The organism is Emcibacter sp. (genome assembly GCF_048269205.1).
GTDB lineage: Bacteria > Pseudomonadota > Alphaproteobacteria > Sphingomonadales > Emcibacteraceae > Emcibacter.
This window is the reverse complement of the sequence record NZ_JBLXJC010000001.1, coordinates 1540060-1559741: the sequence shown is the minus strand read 5'-3', so window position 1 is coordinate 1559741 and position 19682 is coordinate 1540060. Positions and strand designations below refer to the sequence as shown.

Below are 19682 nucleotides of genomic sequence, written 5' to 3'. Positions count from 1 at the left end.
ACAGCTTAAACAATTTTCAAAGCAGCCTTTTCCAAGGCTGCTTTTTCTTTCCAGGGTGAAGCAGAAGTGTGCAAAAGATTAACAACGTCTTATTCTCTAGTGCCCTTATAAGATTGTGCTACCAGATATGGTATGTGATCCTAGAGTCTTGACTCTAAAGGAAAAAAAATCACGAAATATCTTGACCCGGCGAATCGGGTGTGATTCGATGGGCATATGAAAAAGATACAGGACATCATAAATCGCTTTCAGAAAATGGCTGTGCCACTGCTCAGCCTGTTTGTGCTGTCTTATTTTGGCTATCATGCCCTGCATGGGAAAAATGGCTTGCCCGCCCATGTAGAGCTTCAGAAAGATATCGATACCCTGCAGGCGGAATATGATGAAATCCATTCCGTCCGAACTGAACTACAGACTCACATCGATCTTCTGCAGAGCGAAAACATCGATCCCGACTATCTGGATGAGATGAGCCGGCGCTATCTTGGCTACAGCCATAAAGATGAAATAATCATTCCGGATAATTCAACTTCTTCCTCTTTTATGTAATTTTATTATAATATACCGCCCTAAATTCTGAAATTAATACTTTGACAGAATAATGTGCGGTTTTGCTGCACCTGCACAGAATTAATCATTTTAAGGTTAATTCTGTTTTTTTCTTGTTTTTCAATAACTTTTAACAATTATTATTGTAAACAGAAGTTGTAAAAACTTGAAAATATAGGCTTGAAACATGGTGAAAGATGTCTCCCCCCGAAAAAGCGGGGCAAAAACTCCCCCTAAACCAACGCGCAGGGCTCGTAGCAGGTCTTCCTCCAAAAAGGAATATGCTGCCAGTCACGAGGAACTGACGAAATATTACCGCGACATGTTGCTGATGCGCAGGTTCGAGGAAAAGGCGGGCCAAATGTATGGCATGGGCCTGATTGGTGGTTTCTGTCATCTTTATATCGGACAGGAAGCGGTTGTGACCGGCATCCAGGCGTCCTTGAAAGAGGGTGACAGCATCATCACCAGTTATCGCGATCATGCGCATATGATCGCCTGTGGTATAGATCCCAAGGAAATTCTGGCCGAGCTCACCGGCCGGGCCGGCGGCATTTCGAAAGGCAAAGGCGGTTCCATGCATATGTTCAGTGTGGAGCATGGTTTTTATGGCGGTCACGGGATTGTCGCAGCCCAGGTGCCAATCGGCGCCGGACTTGCCTTTGCTCACCAGTATCGCGGCAACGACAATGTGTCCGTGGTCTATTTCGGTGACGGGGCGGTTAACCAGGGACAGGTTTACGAGGCATTCAATATGGCCGAGCTCTGGAGCTTGCCGGTTATTTTTGTAATTGAAAACAACCAGTACGCCATGGGTACCGCTGTGAGACGCGCTTCATCCGAAACCGAGCTGCACAAACGCGGTGAGAGCTTCAAAATTCCGGGCGAGGCTGTGGACGGCATGAATGTGCTTGCGGTCAAGGAAGCCGCCGGCCGGGCTGTCGAATGGTGTCGCAGCGGCAAGGGCCCGATCCTGCTTGAGATGAAGACCTACCGTTATCGCGGGCACTCCATGTCGGATCCGGCTAAATACCGCTCCAAGGAAGAAGTACAGAAAATGCGCGCGGAACATGACCCTATCGACCAGGTCAAGCAACGCCTGCTGGACAGTAAAAAGGTGACCGAAGACGATCTCAAGGCCATCGACAAGGAGATCAAGGCGACTGTGGCCGAGGCAGCAACCTTTGCCCAGGAAAGCCCGGAACCCGATCCGTCCGAACTTTACACCGATGTGCTGGCTGCAGAATAAGAAGGAAGACAGAAATGAGCATTGAAATTTTACTTCCCGCAATGTCGCCGACCATGGAAAACGGGACAATCGCAAAATGGAATGTCAAAGAGGGAGACAAGGTCTCCGCCGGTGACGTGCTTGCTGAAATTGAAACAGACAAAGCGACAATGGAGCTTGAAACCGACGAGGAAGGTGTTGTCGGTAAGATTTTCGTGTCTGAAGGGACCGAAGAAGTGGCTGTAGGGACCCGGATCGCCGTTCTGCTGGAAGAGGGAGAGGATGCCTCCGCGCTCGATCATATGTCTGCTACCCCGACCGCTGCGCCCACTGCCTCGGTTTCAGAATCGGCAGACACATCAGCTGCGCCTGCAACTTCCGCCCCGGTTTCACTGGCGCCTGAAGAAAAGGACCTTCCGGCCGGAACGACCTTTTCCAAAATGACCGTCCGTGAGGCGCTTCGTGACGCCATGGCGGAGGAAATGCGTAAAGATGGTGACGTCTTTGTCATGGGCGAAGAGGTAGCCGAATATCAGGGCGCCTATAAGGTCACCCAGGGTTTGCTCGATGAGTTTGGCCCGAAAAGGGTCATTGATACGCCGATCACGGAACACGGCTTTGCCGGGCTCGGGGTAGGGGCCGCCATGGCGGGCCTCAAGCCTGTGGTCGAGTTCATGACCTTCAACTTCGCCATGCAGGCCATTGACCAGATCATCAACTCTGCCGGCAAGACCAACTATATGTCCGGCGGTCAGATCCGTTGTCCCATGGTGTTCCGCGGCCCGAACGGTGCGGCGGCCCGGGTGGCGGCGCAGCATAGTCAGAACTATGCCTCATGGTATGCCCATGTACCCGGCCTGATTGTGGTCGCGCCCCATGATGCTGCAGACTGCAAAGGGCTTCTGAAGGCGGCTATCCGCAATCCGAACCCGGTGATTTTCCTGGAAAATGAAATTCTTTACGGCGCCAGCTTCGAAGTGCCCGATGTGGAGGACTATGTGGTGCCTATCGGCAAGGCCAAGGTGGCCCGGGAAGGCAGCGACGTGACCATCGTCAGCTATTCCATTGGTGTCCGTGAATCCCTGGCCGCCGCAGATAAACTGGCGGAAGAGGGGATCAGCGCAGAGGTTATCGATCTTCGTACCATCAGGCCACTGGATATGGAAACCGTGATCAAATCGGTGCAGAAAACCAACCGGGTCGTCTGCGTCGAGGAAGGCTGGTCCAACTGTGGTGTCACGGCGGAACTTTCCGCCCGTATCATGGAAGAAGCCTTTGATTATCTGGATGCGCCGGTTGCCCGATGCGCCAACGAAGATGTTCCCATGCCCTATGCGGCCAATCTGGAAAAACTTGCTCTTGTAAATTCGGACAAGGTGGTCAAGGCCGCCAAAGCCGTTTGCTACAAAGACTGAGGGGAGAGAAGACATGCCAATCGAACTACGTATGCCGGCCCTGTCCCCGACCATGGAAAGCGGGACCCTGGCCACATGGTCCGTCAAGGAAGGCGACGCCGTCGAAAGCGGCACCATCCTGGCGGAAATCGAAACAGACAAAGCAACCATGGAATTTGAAAGCATCGATGAAGGTGTGATGGGTAAAATCCTTATCCCCGAAGGCACAGAGGAAGTGAAGGTCGGCGAACTGATCGGTCTTTTGCTAGAGGAAGGCGAAGATGCTTCTGCGCTGGAAGGATATAGTGCCTCTCCAGCCCCAGCCCCTGCGCCTGCTGCCAAGACACCGGAACCAACACCTGCAGCCGCTCCGGCTTCAGTGGCATCTGCGCCGGCATCGCCATCGCCAGCGAAACCTGCTGCACCGCCAACAGGTGGTCGGGTATTTGCCTCACCTTTGGCCCGCAGGCTTGCCGAGCAGCAGGGTATTAATATTGGCGATATCCCAGGCAGCGGGCCGCACGGCCGGATTGTCAAACGGGATGTGGAAGGCTTTACACCGTCCGCCAAGCCTGCTGCGGCGGCTGGTGTCATGGCCGGTGCTGTTATGGAAGGCGATGCCCCTTATCACGAAGTCAAGCTCTCCAGTATGCGCAAGACCATTGCCAAGCGCCTGACTGAATCCAAGCAGAATGTGCCCCATTTCTATCTGGGTATTGATATTGAGCTGGATAACCTCCTGGAAGCCCGTAAGCAGCTTAATGTTGTTGGTGGCGATGACTTCAAGCTGTCGGTGAACGATTTTATCATTCGCGCCTGTGCCCTGGCCCTGAAGAAGGTGCCGGAAGCCAATGTACAATTCGGCGGCGATGTGATGCGTCAATATGAACGCGCCGATGTTTCCGTGGCCGTCGCAATTGACGGCGGGCTGGTGACCCCGGTCATTCGCGGGGCCGAACATAAAGGCCTTCGCCAGATTTCCGAGGAAACCAAGGAACTGGCCAAGAAGGCCCGCGACGGCAAGCTGATGCCGGAAGATTACCAGGGCGGGACATTCTCGGTTTCCAACCTGGGCATGTTCGGCATCAAGCAGTTCCAGGCCGTGATTAATCCGCCACAGGCGGCAATCCTGGCCGTGGGCAGCGGGGAACAGCGGGCCGTGATCAAAGGTGGTCAGGTGGTGCCGGCAACGGTTATGTCCGTGAACTTGGCTTGTGATCACCGGGCCATTGACGGGGCCGTGGGGGCCAGGTTCCTCGAAGCCCTGAAGATGTTCCTTGAAACACCTACCACGATGCTGCTCTAGGAGAGACCGACATGTCTGCACAGAAATTTGATCTTGTTGTCGTGGGCGGCGGTCCCGGCGGTTATGTGGCGGCAATCCGGGCCGCTCAGCTTGGCCTGCAAACGGCACTTGTGGAAGCGGAACACCTTGGCGGCATCTGCCTCAACTGGGGATGTATCCCGACCAAGGCATTGCTTCGGTCTGCCGAGGTCTATCACAATATGAAACATGCGGCTGATTACGGCCTGAAGGCGGACAATGTCGGCTTTGACATGGAGGCAGTGATCAAGCGCAGCCGGGGTGTGGCAAAGCAGCTGAATTCAGGCGTCAAAGGCCTGATGAAAAAGAACAAGGTCACTGTCTTCGATGGCTATGGCAAGCTGGTCAAGCCAGGACATATTTCCGTCGAAAAGGACGGTAAGAAGGTGGCTGACGTCGAAGCCGGCCATATCATTCTTGCCACCGGTGCCCGGGCGCGGGAATTGCCGCACCTGAAAGCCGACGGCGAACAGGTCTGGACCTACAAACACGCCATGACCCCAAAAGAAATGCCGAAATCCATGCTGGTAATCGGTTCCGGCGCCATCGGTATTGAATTCGCCAGTTTCTATAACGAGTTCGGCGCCGACGTGACTGTGGTGGAAATGATGGACCGGGTGTTGCCGGTGGAGGATGAGGAAATCTCCGCCTTTGCCGCCAAGTCTTTCAAGGCGCAGGGCCTGAAACTGATGACCGAAGCCTCGGTGACCAAACTGGACAAGAAGAAAAACTCTGTGGTCTGCACCGTCGAGGATAAATCCGGCAAGGCCCAGACCATCGAGGTGGAGAAAGTCATTCTCGCCATCGGTATTACCGGCAATGTGGAAGGCATCGGGCTCGAGGAAAACGGCATCAGGGTCGACCGCGGCCATGTAGTCACTGACGAGTGGGGCTTTACCGGCGTTAAGGGTATCTATGCCATCGGTGACCTGACCGGCGCGCCCTGGTTGGCCCACAAGGCCAGCCATGAAGGTGTTATCGCCGTGGAGAAAATCGCCAAGGATCTCGGTAACAAGGAGATCAAAGACCTGCATCCCATGGACAAGTCCAATATTCCGGGCTGTACCTATTGCCGTCCGCAGGTGGCCAGTGTCGGCCTCACTGAAAAGGCGGCCAAGGAAAAAGGTCTCAAGATCAAAGTGGGAAGTTTCCCCTTCATTGGTAACGGCAAGGCCATTGCCCTGGGTGAGGCGGAAGGTTTGATCAAGACTATTTTTGACGAAAAGACCGGCGAACTGCTGGGCGCCCATATGGTAGGGGCGGAAGTGACCGAGCTGATCCAGGGCTATGTGGTGGCCCGCACACTGGAGACAACAGAAGCCGAACTGATGCATACCGTCTTCCCGCATCCGACCCTTTCGGAAATGATGCATGAATCAGTGCTTGACGCTTACGGCAAAGCCATACATTTTTAGGGCCGTACAGGAAAGCTGAACAGGATATGTCATTGTGAGCAGTGAAAGCGATAAAGTCACCCCGATCAGGGACAATGAGAGCCGTTTGCGCAAGCCGGACTGGATTCGGGTCAAGGCACCGGTCTCTAAAGGTTATCATGACACCCGTAAAATGATGAAGGACCTGAACCTTCATACGGTCTGTCAGGAAGCCGCCTGTCCCAATATCGGTGAATGCTGGGAAAAAAAACATGCCACGGTGATGATCCTAGGCGATACCTGCACCCGGGCCTGCGCTTTCTGCAACATCAAAACCGGTAAGGGTAATCCGGTGGATCCTTTCGAGCCCGACAATGTCGCCATTGCCGCGGGCAAGATGGGGCTCAATCATATCGTGATCACATCAGTGGACCGGGACGATCTGGATGACGGTGGTGCCGATCAGTTCGTGAAAGTGATTCAAAGACTTCGTGAAGAGGCACCGGATACCACCATTGAAATCCTGACCCCCGACTTCCGCAATAAACCCGGGGCACTGGAAAAGGTCATCGAGGCCCGGCCCGATGTGTTCAATCACAATCTGGAAACGGTGCCGCGCAACTATACCCGTATCCGTCCAGGCGCGCGTTATTATCATTCGCTCAGACTTCTGGACCGGGTGAAAGAGGTGGATCCTACCATTTTCACCAAGTCCGGCATCATGGTTGGACTGGGGGAGACAAAGCAGGAAGTTCACCAGGTGATGGACGACATGCGGTCCGCAAATATTGATTTCATTACGATTGGCCAGTACCTGCAACCGACACCGCGTCACGCCAAGGTCGAGGAATTTATCAAACCTGATGATTTTGCCGGGTACGCCCGGATTGCGAAAACCAAGGGTTTTCTGATGGTTTCTGCTTCTCCGCTGACCCGTTCTTCACATCATGCCGGATCTGACTTTGAAAAGCTGAAAGCGGCGCGGGAGGAGAAGCTTGCCAAAGAAGGGGCCAGGGCCCTGAGGGCAGGCGACGCACCGGTGGACATCGAGGAGATGGCCCGGCTCAACCCCAACCAGTCGGATTCTGCCAAAGACTGATGCCCAGATTTGAGGACAAGCGCGATCTGCCGTATCGGACGGAACAAATGTATGATCTGGTGGCCGATGTGGGCTCCTATCAGGAATTCCTGCCCTGGTGCCAGGGAACGCGTGTGTATAACCAGAAAGATAAAGATTTTCATGCTGACCTGATCATCGGCTTCAAGATGTTCCGGGAACGTTTTACCTCTCACGTGCATCTGGGAGAAAATGTCATTGAGGTGAAGTACGTCAAGGGGCCGCTTAAATATCTGGTCAACCGCTGGGAGTTCACCCAAAAAGAAGATGGCGGCTGCCATATCGATTTCCTGGTGGATTTCGAATTCAAAAACCGGTTGTTCGAGAAAATGGTTGGCGCACTTTTTTCTGAAGCTGTCAGCCATATGATCCAGGCCTTTGAGAAGCGGGCTCACCAGCTTTACCAAGAGTGAATGAAGCGGGGCTTTATTTTCCCGGTTTTTCATGCAACATTTAGCTGACCACAACAAAGGTAATTGAAAGTTTCCGGTTGAACAACGCGGCTGAAGCCACTTCGAGTAACAAAAGGGATATCGCCAAAGGAGCAGGCGCCAACTTCGGCGGCTTTCTGATCCGGCTGGGCGCAAGGGTGCCATTTCTTTTACTTGCCGGGCACCTTTATGGTGCCGGTATTTTCGGCCAGTTTGTTTTCGCCGTCACCTATGTGGAAACCCTGTCGGTGTTGGCTGTTTTTGGTTTCAAGCGCTCCATCTTCAAGTTTCTCAACGGCCATATACAAGACCGGAATATGCCGGAAGCCGGCCGGGCCGTTCTCAACTGCCTGATGATAGTCCTGAGTTTTGCCACCCTGATTGTATTGGCAACCTATCTGGGTAGCCCGTTGCTCCGCGGCTTGTTCGGTGAGGAAATGGCCACTGCCGCCTTGATGCTGGCCCCCGCCATCCTGCTTTACTCCCTGACGGAAATTCTGCTGGCTTCAACCCGGGCTTTCCGGCTGATGCGGTATGAAATTTTCACCAAAAGCATTATGGAGCCCTACAGTTTGTTGATTTTCGGAACCCTACTGTATTTCCTCGGGATGAAGGGGCAGGGGCTTCTGTTTGCTTACCTGTTCATGATTACATTGTCTTTCAGTTCGGCACTATACGGTTTTTCCCGCATATTTACCTTCTCCCACTTCAAGGGTTTCATCCCGGATTTCGGCCTGGTCCGGTCCATGCTGGCCTTTTCCGGGCCGACGGCTGTGTACGATCTTGGTAATTTTTTCCTGCAGCGTATCGATGTATTCCTCCTTTCTTCTCTGACCTCCAGCTCAACAGTGGGAATTTACGGAATGGCCCTGAATGTGGCGACTACAGTCAAGAAGATCCGCCAGAGCTTTGATCCGATCCTGGAGCCTGTCCTGTCCCAGTCGGTAGAGAATGACAATCTGAAGAAAACCGTTAGCGAAATGGCCCAGGTCAGCTACTGGATGGCATCGATCCAGGTGATTATTGTTGTCCTGCTGTTTTTCTTTGGCTCGGCACTCATGTCGCTTTTTGGACCCGACTTTGCAGTGGCCGGCCTGATCCTCTCACTGATTATCCTGGGCGATGCGGTGAACGGATCCCTCGGCATCTCGGAACTTCTTCTGCTGTATAAAAAACCATCTGTAAATGCAGTGATTATTTTTATCATGCTGCCGTTTCACCTGGGGCTCTGCTATCTGTTGATCAAAGCCCATGGCGGAGAAGGTGCGGCACTCAGCATATTTATAACCTACGTGGTCATGAATATCCTGCGCCTTATCACAGTAAGGAGAGTGTTTAAAATATTCCCGCTTGATGTTAGAATGCTCCGGCCAGTTGGTGCGGGTGTGGTAGTAGTTTTAATATTGAGTATGATCACGCAGCTCATTCCCCTGAACTCTCTACAGGGTATACTTGCAGGATTACTCATCGCCATTCCGAGCTATTTTACTTCGATATACCTGCTTTCTTCTGCCGATGAGAAAACCAAAATAAAAGATCTTTTGCCTGTCGGGAGGACGGGAAATGGGTAGTGCTGAAACGGGACCACAATTGGAAATAAAGCAGGTGCAGGTTTGCATCATTTCCACCGGTGATGGTGACAAGCCACTGATTAATATGACGGTCAGGGATCGTCTGCTCAAGCAGCTGTGTGACCTGGAACTGAAAGTGATCTACCAGCTGGGTGGTGACGCTCCCCTCAGGTTTGTGGTCACAGCCAATGAAAAGCAGAGCACGGTCGTTGTTGTGGAAAGTGAAGAGCAGTTGGAGAAACACCTGCTTCCTCATGTTGCCTGCCTCAGAATCCGGGACGATGTTGTTTATTCGGACGCCTTTCTAAAAAAATCAGTGATCCATGCTATCGGTCATTGCAGCCTTTCCCCAGAAGGCGGTTATCCTGTTTCAGAATATAGTCGGAACATCCTCGAGAAAATCATTTTCAGCAGTCTCGCCAAAGAGACAGATGGAATCGTGTCCAGGATCCTGAACCGGCCGCTGTCAGGCATGATCAGTCGGCAACTGGCCCGTGCCGGTTTTTCACCAATGATGTTTACCTGGGTGACCGGGGTGTTGTCATTTCTGATGTTGTGGGTTCTTTTGTCCGACAAGGCTTATGCCATTGTCGGGGGTTGTCTGCTGTTTCATCTTGTCTCGGTTCTTGATGGTGTCGATGGGGAGATCGCCAGATCCACTTATACAAAAACGGCATTTGGGGCGCGCCTCGATACCGGCCTGGATATGATGGCAAATGTTATGTTTATGGGCGGCCTGCAATATGCCCTTTGGAATTTCTATGGAGCGGAATTTCTTGTCTTCGGCGGCTATATCATTACTCTTGTGCTGAGCGGTATTCTGATGATGACGGCATTGCTCTACTTCGGGCCCGGCGGCGGCAGTTTTGATGTTTTGGCCCAGACCATCCGCGAGCGGCTTAAAAACAATCCTTTCTGGCTCGCCACCTTTAACAATCTGAATTATTTTTTCAAGCGGGACTGTTTCGCTTTTATATTTGCCATTGTCGGCCTTCTGGGACTGGAAAGGCTTATCCCTGCCAGTCTGATTTTCGGCCTGATTGTCTGGAATCTTGCTATTGTGTTTAATGCCCGATATATCCTGAGCCAGAAACCGGAAAAGCCGGTTCCCGTCAGGTCAGATCTTAACGAGCTCAATTAACTCCAGATAAAGCTCGAGCGCCGTCCGAACGGTTTCCTTTCGAACTGTGCCGCGTCCAATATCTCCAAAGCGCTTTTCCAGATGACATGTTTCACCACCCCTGAGGCTTGCGGCGAAATGAACGAGCCCTACCGGTTTTTCCGCGGACCCGCCACCCGGTCCAGCAATGCCCGTAACAGCAACGGTAATTGTGGCGGAAGAAGCAGCGAGGGCGCCTTCCGCCATGGCCCGGGCGCAAGCTTCACTTACGGCCCCGTGGTCCCGTATAACTTCAGCAGGCACGCCAAGAACTTCCATTTTGGCGCGGTTGGTATAGGTAATGAAACCCCGATCTACCACATCGGACGATCCGGCAATTTCAGTCAGGCAGCCCATGATCAGGCCGCCGGTGCAGGATTCTGCAGATGCCAGATGGACACCTTTTTCGCGTGCCTTTTCCAGAACCTGGGTTGCGAGAGCTATAAGTTGGTCATCAAACATAGAGCTTGTACCCCCATAATATAACAGCCGCCATAATACCGGCCACCACATCATCCATCATCACGCCAAAGGCGCTGTGCTTGCGATCAAAAATCCGGATCGGCCAGGGCTTCAGGATATCAAACAAGCGGAACAGGGCAAAGGCCATTCCGTAATCTTCGAGTGCGATGGGAGCGGATAAGAGGACAAGAGGCAGACAGGTGATCCAGACACCACAGACCTCGTCGATAACGACTTCACCCGGATCGGCGCGGCCGGAAATCTGCATATAAATGCTACTGGACCAGATACCGACAACAAAGGAAAGTATAATTCCTGCCCCAAGTCCCAATGTTCCACCATTTGAAATCAGCATCCAGGCAAAGGGCATGGCGGCAAGTGATCCCCAGGTGCCGGGGGCCTTGGGCAGAAGTCCGCTGTAAAACCAGGTGGATATCACAAAGGCCGGATGCAGTGGTGAGGCGGGCCAGTTTTTCGTCCAGTTGGCCATGTCTACTTCTCCGCAACCATTACCGTGGCAATGGCCTGTGCGGCAATCCCTTCGCCGCGGCCGGTAAAGCCAAGCTTTTCGGTGGTGGTGGCCTTGACGCTGATAATATCCGTATCAAGGCTGCAAATTTCTGCAATGGTTTCCCGCATATCCTGACGGTGCGGACCTATCTTCGGGGCTTCACATATGATGGTCAGGTCCAGTGAGGTGATTTTTCCGCCTCGTTCCTGGACAAGTCTTACGGCCTCCTTCAGGAAAATATCAGAAGAGGCGCCTTTCCATTTGTCATCAGACGGCGGGAAATGATCGCCGATATCTCCCGCGGCTATGGCGCCGAGCAGAGCGTCGGTCAATGCATGCAGGGCCACATCAGCATCGGAATGACCCTTGAGCTTTTGAGTGTGGGGGATTTTGATCCCCCCAAGGATGACCGCATCGCCATCCTCAAAAGCATGAACATCAAAACCCTGACCGGTACGTACCATATTCCTGCTCCCCATCATGATCCACGCCTTTTCCAGATCTTCCCAGCTGGTAATTTTGAAATTCTGTTCCTCGCCGTTTACTATGGCGATCTGCAGGCCTGCACGTTCCGCTACGGCGACATCGTCGGTCAGTTCCAGGCCCTTTGCGGTTCTGTGCCCTTCGAGAATATCCCCAAACCTGAAGGCCTGCGGTGTCTGGGCGCGCCAGAGGCCGGCACGATCAACAGTTCCGGAAACAAATCCGCCAGCCACATTTTTCAGAGTGTCGGCAACCGGCAGGGCGGGCAGGGCGGCGCCATTCTCCTGCGCACACTTTATGACCCCGCTGATGAGGTCGGCAGAGAGCAGCGGGCGGGCCGCATCATGGATCAGGACAATATCCGGACTTTCCTCAATCAGAGCTTCAAGACCGCAAAGAACGGATTCTTGCCGCGTAGCCCCTCCGTTTACAGGCGGCATCAGGTCCAGGTCGCCAACGGCAGCGTTATATAGCTTGAGGTCGTCGGGATGGATGACCACTAGAACGCGGCTGATTTCAGGGTGGTGGAGAAACCGGCTTGCGGTATGATAAAGCACAGGATGATCGCCCAGACAAAGATACTGTTTCGGTATGTCTCCACCCACTCTTTGGCCACGCCCGGCGGCGACGATAACTGCTGCAACCTTCATCAAATGATCCCTTTTACCAGTCTGCGGCATCAATTTACTGGAAACTATCATCGGGCCCGCAGAAAGTCTGCATTTTTTTGTGATTTCATTCTTTGACCTGCCCAGTCTTTTCCTATATATTCCGCCGCTGGATTTGACTAATATTTAGTCACTGGTTGAACTCACTTTAATTTGTGCATAGATTTTAATCATGAAAATTGGTTCGGTTAACATTGAAGATCCCGTACTGCTGTGCCCTATGGCCGGGGTGACGGATCGTCCCTACAGGCGCCTGGTAAAGCGTTTCGGCGCCGGTCTTGTGACCTCCGAAATGATTGCCAGCGAAGCCATGATCCGCGCCCATGACCGCACTCTCAAGATGTCGGCGCCAGAAAGCGACGAATATATGATGTCGGTGCAGCTTGCCGGCTGTGAGCCCGGCGTTGTCGCCCAGGCCGCAAAAATCAACGAGGACAGGGGGGCGCCGATTATTGATATCAATATGGGATGCCCCGCAAAGAAAGTGGTCAATGGTTATGCGGGCTCCGCGCTGATGAAAGAACCCGCTCTGGCCCGAGAAATCCTTGAGCAGACCGTCAAGGCCGTCAATGTGCCGGTCACCCTGAAAATGCGTACCGGCTGGGACGACAGCAGCCGCAATGCACCGGAACTGGCCCGTATCGCCGAGGATGTTGGGATTCAGATGCTTACGGTACACGGCCGTACCCGCTGTCAGATGTACCGGGGATCCTCTGACTGGACCTTTGTCCGCCAGGTCAAGGATGTTGTGAACATTCCGGTGATTGTCAACGGCGACATCAATGCACCGGAAGATGCCGTGGAAGCCATGCGCCAGTCCGGCGCTGATGGTGTCATGATCGGTCGGGCAAGCTATGGCAAGCCCTGGTTCCTGGCCCAGGTCATTCATTATTTGAAAACCGGCGAGAAGCTTCCCGATCCCGCACTGGAAATCCAGAAAGACATTCTGATGGAGCACTACGAAGCACTCCTGGAGCATTACGGCGAACATTCCGGTAAGAAAATCGCCCGTAAACATATCTCCTGGTACACCAAAGGGCTTCGGGACTCCGCCAGCTTCCGCCAGAAAGTCAATCATCTGACTGATGTGAGTGAAGTTCAGGACGAAATAAACCGCTTTTTCGACCCGCTGATCGAGGAGAGAGCTGCCTGATGGGAACGGTGCTGGACAAAATCAAGCCTTCCTCCTCGGCCTTCAGTCACGATGTGATCCTGAATTCCCTGCCGGACAGCATTCTGGTGATCGACAAGGATAACCGGATACGTTTCGTCAATATGGCCTGCCAGAGCCTGTTCTCCCGCAGTGCCAAGACTCTCCTGAAAAAGGATGTGGCATCTTTGGTGCCCTTCGATAGTCCGCTGATGTCCCTGATCGCACAGGTGCGGCAGAAAAAGCTGATCGTTTCGGAATATGATGTACCGCTGTCCAACATGCGGCATCTGGACCAGCGCGTAGACATTCATGTCTCGCCAATCCTGGATGTGGAAGGCAGCTTGCTGATTCAGCTGCAGGACCGGGGCATTGCCCACAAGATCAATCAGCAGCTCAACCACAGGGGGGCGGCACGGTCTGTTTCCGGCATGGCTGCGGTCCTGGCTCATGAAATCAAGAATCCCCTGTCCGGCATCAGGGGGTCGGCACAGTTGCTGGAACTTGATGCCACAGAGGATGAAAAGGCCCTGACACGGCTGATCTGCGAGGAAACGGACAGGATTTGTGCCCTTGTGGACAGAATGGAAGTCTTTTCGGACCGCAAACCCATTGATCCCGAGGAAGTCAATATCCACAGTGTTCTTGAACATGTGCGGAAGCTGGCGGAGAACGGGTTCGGCAAGCATGTCAAATTCTTCGAGAAATATGACCCGTCCATTCCACCGACCATTGGCGACAAGGGTCAACTGATCCAGGTTTTTCTCAATCTTGTGAAAAATGCTGTGGAGGCCGCTCCGAAAGTGAGCGGCGAGGTTACCCTGACGACGGCCTATCGTCACGGGGTAAGGGTCATCATTCCCGGCGGTCACGAAAGAATTCATCTTCCACTTGAAGTCTGCGTGATCGATAACGGTCCCGGCGTGCCTGAGGACCTGAAACCGCATCTATTTGACCCGTTTGTAACAACAAAAACCAACGGAACCGGCCTCGGGCTGGCTCTGGTGGCCAAAATTATTGGCGAACACGGTGGCATTATCGAGTGTAATTCGGAACCCGGGAAAACTATTTTCAGGGTGATGTTGCCGGTGGCTAACAGCTAGCCGGAGGGGGCGCAGAAACAATGACCGGAAAAACCATATTAATTGCAGATGACGACCGCGCCATCAGAACGGTTCTGTCCCAGGCCCTGGGCCGGGAAGGATATGATGTGCAGGTGACCAGTAATGCCTCAACCCTGTGGCGCTGGGTGTCCAACGGGGAAGGGGACATGGTGATCACCGACGTGGTGATGCCGGACGAAAATGGTCTCGACCTTCTGCCCAGGATCAAGAAAATCCGGCCCGAATTGCCGGTGATTGTCATGAGTGCCCAGAATACCCTGCTGACGGCAGTCAAGGCTACAGAGCGCGGGGCTTATGAATATCTGCCCAAACCTTTTGATCTCAACGAGGTCAAGTCAGTGGTCCAGAAGGGGCTTGCCGCCAGGTCAAAGGTGGAAAAACCCGCACATGTTGAAGATGATTCCGAAGACCTGCCGCTGATTGGACGCTCCGCCGCCATGCAGGAGGTATACCGGATCATGGCGCGTCTGATGAATACAGACTTGACGGTCACCATCGCTGGAGAGTCCGGGACGGGTAAGGAACTGGTTGCCCATGCCCTGCATGATTTCGGTAAGCGCAAGAATGCCCCTTTCGTCGCCCTGAATATGGCCGCCATCCCCCGGGAGCTCATTGAAAGTGAGCTGTTTGGTCATGAAAAAGGGGCCTTCACCGGCGCGGACAGCAAGAATATTGGGCGTTTCGAGCAGGCCCAGGGCGGTACGCTCTTCCTGGATGAAATCGGTGACATGCCCATGGATGCCCAGACCCGGCTTCTCAGGGTTCTCCAGGAAGGAGAATATACCACTGTCGGTGGCCACAAGGCCATCAAGGCGGATGTGCGTATTATCGCGGCCACCCACCGCGATCTGAAGCAGCTCATCAATCAGGGGCTGTTCCGGGAGGATCTGTATTACCGGCTTAATGTGGTGCCCCTGCGCATACCGCCACTGCGCGAGCGCAAGGACGATATTCCGGACCTGGTGCGCCATTTCCTTGTCACCTATGCCCAGGAAAACAATCTTCCGCCAAAACTGATCGACACAGATGCGCTGAACTATCTGAAACAGCACAACTGGCCGGGTAACGTGCGCGAGCTCGAAAATCTGGCCAATCGCCTGGCCGCGCTCTATGTGGAAGATATCATCAATCTGGAAATTGTCCGTTCGGAGCTGACGGCGGTGTCCGGTCAGGATATGGCCGAAGCTTCCGCAGCGCCGGAAGATGAGACAATGCGCGACGCCATTTATCGTCATCTCAAGAAATATTTTGACGCCCATGCCCCTCACGAGCTGCCGCCCACCGGCCTCTACGCACGGGTCCTGAAAGAGCTGGAAATTCCGCTTATTGAACTGAGCCTTGGCGCCACGCGCGGAAACCAGATCAAGGCCGCAGATTTGCTGGGCCTTAACCGGAATACCCTGCGTAAAAAAATACGGGAACTTGATATCAACGTGGTGCGCGGCGGCTGATGTTTTGATATGTTGCAATTATGCAACATTGTGATATCCTGCACGCTGTATTGACAGAGGTATCATGAGTCAGGTCATCGATAAAAAGACACCGCGGTCTTTTTTCCGCTTCATTCTATGGGCCAAACGGATAAAGCTCACCAACAAGGTGGCCTATCTGCTGGCGGTTGGAGTCCTGCTTTCCGGGATACTGACCTATGCCACATTTTCCGAACTGGGGCCTATAGAACCCATCCCTACACCCATTGGCCTGCTGTTATTCAACCTGATACTTTTGCTGGTGCTTGGCACACTGGTTTCGAGACAACTTGTCAAATTGCTGTCAGCCAGAAAAGCGGGGATGGCAGGGGCGCGTCTGCACAGCCGAATTATCACGCTGTTCAGTATTGTCGCGATTACCCCGACAATTATTGTTGCGGTTTTTTCCGCACTGTTTTTCGAGTTCGGTCTCCAGGCCTGGTTCAATGACAAGGTGCAGACCGTGCTCAACAGTTCACAGAGTGTGGCCGAGGCCTATATCGAGGAACACAAGAAAGTCATCAAGGCGGATATTCTGGGCATGTCCAGGGATCTCAATGCCCAGGGACTGGCCATGTCCAACAACCGTGATCTGCTTGAACAGGCGCTGACCGGCATGTCCCAGATTCTTGGTTTGTCAGAGGCGATCATTCTGAGTTCCACCGAGGTCGTTGCCCGTGCCAAGGGGAGCCTTTCCCTAATCAGCGAGCCGTTTCCCCTCCAGGCCCTCAATCTGGCGGCTGAGGGCAAGGTTGTCTTCCTCAGCAGCGAAGACGACGACAGGATCAGGGTGTTGATACAGCTGGACGGCTTTCTGGATCGCTACCTCTATATCAGCCGATTTGTGGACTCCCGGGCGCTGGCGCTGGTGAATGAAGCCTCGGAGGCACAGAAACAGTATAATGACGTGCTGGCCAATCTGTCCGAATACCGGCTTTTGTTCAATCTGACGTTTATCGTTATCGCCCTGTTGATCCTGTTTGCGGCGGTCTGGATGGGCCTTCGCCTGGTGAACAAGCTGATGGAACCCATCGGCAATCTGATCAATGCTTCTGCGCAGGTGGGTAAAGGTGACTTTTCCGCCCGTGCCCCGATTGAAAACACATATGATGACCTTGGCGGGCTCACCAAGGCCTTCAACAACATGACCTGGCAGCTGGAAAACCAGCAAAAAGACCTGTTGAACGCCAACCTTCAGCTTGACGAACGCCGCCGCTTTACAGAAACTGTTCTTTCCGGTGTCAGTGCTGGCATCATGGGGCTTGCCCCGGACGGCATCATTACCCTTCCCAACAGGTCTGCAGCCCACCTTCTGGGCGAGAAAACGGACAAGCTGAAAGGCAAGCTCCTGACAGATGTCCTGCCCGAGGCAGGAGAACTTTTTGATAAAGTTAAAAGCGGCAACAGTAAATCCCTGCAACAGCAGATCACCCTGAAACGGGGCGAGAACACGCTTAATCTTCTGGTGCGTATTACCGCAGAGATGAAAGATGGGGAAGTGGAGGGATTTGTCATCAGTTTTGATGATATTACCGACCAGGTTGCCGCCCAGCGCACAGCAGCCTGGGCAGACGTCGCCCGTCGTGTGGCCCACGAAATCAAGAACCCGCTGACGCCAATCCAGCTATCTGCCGAAAGGCTGAAAAGAAAATACGGGAAAGAAATCAAGACCGACGTTGCCGTATTTGAGCAATGTACCGATACGATCATCAGGCAGGTCGGTGACCTGAGGCAGATGGTGGACGAATTTTCCTCCTTTGCCCGTATGCCGGCGCCGGTCATCAAACCGGAGAATCTGGCTGAAATTATCAAACAGTCAGTATTCCTCATGGAAGTTGCCAATTCGGATATCGGTTTTTCCATCAAAATGTATGACAAGACCCTGCCGGTCATGTGTGATGCGCGTCTGATCGGGCAGGCACTGACTAATCTGATCAAGAATGCCACCGAGGCTATTGCCGCCCTGCAGGAAACGACCCCGGACATCAAAGGAAAAATCCGTATAGATGTGGAACAGAAGGGGGAGGACAAAATACTGGTTTACGTCAGTGACAATGGCGTGGGACTGCCTGAAGAGTTGCTGCACCGGCTGACCGAACCCTATGTGACAACCCGTGCCAAGGGAACCGGGCTCGGACTGGCGATTGTGAAAAAAATCATGAAAGATCACGGCGGAGACCTTGTTCTGGAAAACCAGGAGCAGGGCGGGGCGCGAGCCTGCCTGATTTTTTCCACCGATGAAAGCGTAAGAGAGTCGCTTGAGTATGAAGATGATTTGAGGATAGTACATGGCTCTTGATATATTAATCGTAGATGACGAACAGGATATCCGCGAACTGATCGCCGGAATTCTGGAGGACGAGGGATTTGAGACCCGTGTTGCGGGAGACAGTGATTCCGCCCTTGCGGAAATAGAGGCCAGGCGCCCCTCACTGCTCATCCTTGATATCTGGCTGCAGGGAAGCCGCCTGGACGGCCTTGAAGTTCTGGAGGAGGTCAAGAAGCAACATCCGGACCTGCCGGTCATCATCATCAGCGGCCACGGCAATATTGAGACTGCTGTCACCGCCATCAAGCGTGGGGCCTATGACTTTATTTCCAAACCTTTTGAAACCGACAAGCTGCTGATCCTGGTAGAGCGTGCCACGGAAGTGGGGCGTCTGCGCAGGGAGAACAGCGAACTCAAGGTCAAGGCCGGCTATGACCTGGACCTGACAGGCAATTCGTCCGCCATCAACCTGGTCCGCAATACCATCGAAAAGGTGGCCCCGAGCGGCAGCCGCGTCCTGATTTCCGGCCCTCCCGGTTCCGGCAAGGAAGTGGTGGCAAGGCTGATTCATAAACAGTCCAAGCGGGCCAACGGCACCTTCGTGGTGGTCAATGCCGCAAGCATGTCGCCAGAGAATATGGAAAGCGAACTGTTCGGCACTGAGGAAAACAGTGTGGTGCAGAAAACCGGTGTGTTCGAGCAAGCTCACGGCGGCACCCTTTTTATCGACGAAGTGGCCGACATGCCGCAGACCACACAGGCCAAAATCCTGCGTGTACTTACTGATCAGAGCTTCGAACGGGTCGGCGGCAACACCCGGGTCCACGTGAATGTGCGGGTGATCAGCGCCACAAGTCGCAACCTTCGGGACGAGATCGAGGCACAGCGGTTCCGCGAAGACCTCTATCACCGTCTCAATGTGGTCCCGGTAATGGTGCCGCCGCTGACCCAGCGACGGGACGATATCCCGCAACTGACCTATCAGATTATGTCACAGCTATCGTCTGTGACCGGCCGGGTGCCACGGAATATAAGCCCGGAGGCCATGGCCGCCCTGCAGGCTTTTGACTGGCCGGGAAATGTGCGGCAACTGCGCAATATTATCGAAAGGCTTCTCATTTTATCGTCTGACGGGGAGGAAATAGGCGTTGAAATGCTGCCAGCAGAGCTTGTTGCCGATATGGATGTGGTCAGTCCCGGACGCAATAACGAGATCATGTCACTGACCCTCCGCGATGCCAGGGAGAAGTTCGAAACCGAATATCTGAAAGTCCAAATCAACCGGTTTGACGGAAATATCTCGAAAACGGCTGAATTTGTTGGTATGGAGAGATCGGCACTGCACCGGAAGCTGAAAAGCCTCGGCCTTTCGGGACAGGAACGAAAATAAAAACCAAACA

General features: G+C 53.5%; 17 protein-coding genes. 14 read left to right on the top strand and 3 right to left on the bottom strand.

Going from position 1 to position 19682, the window contains the following annotated elements; all coding sequences use genetic code 11:
- Positions 1-216: 216 nt before the first annotated feature.
- The 9 genes from ACN0YD_RS07275 to ACN0YD_RS07235 all read left to right on the top strand — a co-directional run bounded on the left by ACN0YD_RS07275 (position 217) and on the right by ACN0YD_RS07235 (position 10128).
- Positions 217-549, top strand: coding sequence for an FtsB family cell division protein (locus tag ACN0YD_RS07275; protein ID WP_417318274.1), 333 nt, complete (start codon positions 217-219; stop codon positions 547-549).
- Positions 550-736: 187 nt separating this feature from the next.
- Positions 737-1798, top strand: a complete 1062-nt coding sequence (gene pdhA / locus ACN0YD_RS07270) for a pyruvate dehydrogenase (acetyl-transferring) E1 component subunit alpha (protein WP_417318272.1) — start codon at positions 737-739, stop codon at positions 1796-1798.
- A gap of 14 nt (positions 1799-1812) precedes the next feature.
- On the top strand, positions 1813-3192 hold the full coding sequence (locus tag ACN0YD_RS07265; RefSeq protein WP_417318270.1) for a pyruvate dehydrogenase complex E1 component subunit beta: 1380 nt from the start codon (positions 1813-1815) through the stop codon (positions 3190-3192).
- Between the two features lie 13 nt (positions 3193-3205).
- Positions 3206-4477, top strand: coding sequence for a pyruvate dehydrogenase complex dihydrolipoamide acetyltransferase (locus tag ACN0YD_RS07260; RefSeq protein ID WP_417318268.1), 1272 nt, complete (start codon positions 3206-3208; stop codon positions 4475-4477).
- A gap of 11 nt (positions 4478-4488) precedes the next feature.
- Positions 4489-5910, top strand: a complete 1422-nt coding sequence (lpdA, locus tag ACN0YD_RS07255; RefSeq protein WP_417318266.1) for a dihydrolipoyl dehydrogenase — start codon at positions 4489-4491, stop codon at positions 5908-5910.
- A 34-nt stretch (positions 5911-5944) separates the two neighbouring features.
- A complete protein-coding gene (lipA, locus tag ACN0YD_RS07250) occupies positions 5945-6967 on the top strand; it encodes a lipoyl synthase (RefSeq protein WP_417318264.1) in 1023 nt (340 codons plus the stop codon).
- A complete protein-coding gene (locus tag ACN0YD_RS07245) occupies positions 6967-7398 on the top strand; it encodes a type II toxin-antitoxin system RatA family toxin (RefSeq protein ID WP_417318262.1) in 432 nt (143 codons plus the stop codon). Before lipA ends, ACN0YD_RS07245 begins: the two co-directional genes overlap by 1 nt.
- A gap of 77 nt (positions 7399-7475) precedes the next feature.
- Positions 7476-8987 carry an oligosaccharide flippase family protein gene (locus tag ACN0YD_RS07240; protein WP_417318260.1) on the top strand — a complete coding sequence of 504 codons (1512 nt, stop codon included), beginning with the start codon at positions 7476-7478 and terminating at the stop codon, positions 8985-8987.
- Complete coding sequence (locus ACN0YD_RS07235; RefSeq protein WP_417318258.1) at positions 8980-10128, top strand: CDP-alcohol phosphatidyltransferase family protein; 1149 nt, start codon at positions 8980-8982, stop codon at positions 10126-10128. The genes ACN0YD_RS07240 and ACN0YD_RS07235 overlap by 8 nt, the downstream gene beginning before the upstream one ends.
- On the opposite strand, the gene ACN0YD_RS07230 is transcribed toward ACN0YD_RS07235, so the two are convergent.
- Genes ACN0YD_RS07230 through ACN0YD_RS07220 form a run of 3 tightly spaced genes read right to left on the bottom strand, consistent with a single transcriptional unit; the run spans position 10105 to position 12255 of the window.
- Complete coding sequence (locus ACN0YD_RS07230; protein ID WP_417318256.1) at positions 10105-10608, bottom strand: CinA family protein; 504 nt, start codon at positions 10606-10608, stop codon at positions 10105-10107. The genes ACN0YD_RS07235 and ACN0YD_RS07230 overlap by 24 nt on opposite strands.
- Entirely contained in the window at positions 10601-11098 is a 498-nt protein-coding gene (locus ACN0YD_RS07225; protein ID WP_417318254.1) for a phosphatidylglycerophosphatase A, read from the bottom strand. Before ACN0YD_RS07225 ends, ACN0YD_RS07230 begins: the two co-directional genes overlap by 8 nt.
- Positions 11099-11100: 2 nt before the next feature.
- A complete protein-coding gene (locus tag ACN0YD_RS07220; protein WP_417318252.1) occupies positions 11101-12255 on the bottom strand; it encodes a bifunctional 2-C-methyl-D-erythritol 4-phosphate cytidylyltransferase/2-C-methyl-D-erythritol 2,4-cyclodiphosphate synthase in 1155 nt (384 codons plus the stop codon).
- A 187-nt stretch (positions 12256-12442) separates the two neighbouring features.
- On the opposite strand from ACN0YD_RS07220, the gene dusB reads away from it, so the two are divergent.
- From dusB to ACN0YD_RS07195, 5 genes are all read left to right on the top strand, one after another.
- Positions 12443-13423: a tRNA dihydrouridine synthase DusB gene (gene dusB, locus ACN0YD_RS07215; protein ID WP_417318250.1), complete on the top strand. Its 981-nt coding sequence runs from the start codon at positions 12443-12445 to the stop codon at positions 13421-13423.
- Positions 13423-14523, top strand: coding sequence for a two-component system sensor histidine kinase NtrB (locus ACN0YD_RS07210; protein WP_417318248.1), 1101 nt, complete (start codon positions 13423-13425; stop codon positions 14521-14523). The genes dusB and ACN0YD_RS07210 overlap by 1 nt, the downstream gene beginning before the upstream one ends.
- Positions 14524-14543: 20 nt before the next feature.
- Positions 14544-15995 carry a nitrogen regulation protein NR(I) gene (gene ntrC, locus ACN0YD_RS07205; protein ID WP_417318245.1) on the top strand — a complete coding sequence of 484 codons (1452 nt, stop codon included), beginning with the start codon at positions 14544-14546 and terminating at the stop codon, positions 15993-15995.
- A 64-nt stretch (positions 15996-16059) separates the two neighbouring features.
- Entirely contained in the window at positions 16060-18312 is a 2253-nt protein-coding gene (locus ACN0YD_RS07200) for an ATP-binding protein (protein ID WP_417318243.1), read from the top strand.
- Positions 18302-19672 carry a sigma-54-dependent transcriptional regulator gene (locus ACN0YD_RS07195; RefSeq protein WP_417318241.1) on the top strand — a complete coding sequence of 457 codons (1371 nt, stop codon included), beginning with the start codon at positions 18302-18304 and terminating at the stop codon, positions 19670-19672. The genes ACN0YD_RS07200 and ACN0YD_RS07195 overlap by 11 nt, the downstream gene beginning before the upstream one ends.
- Positions 19673-19682: the final 10 nt, after the last annotated feature.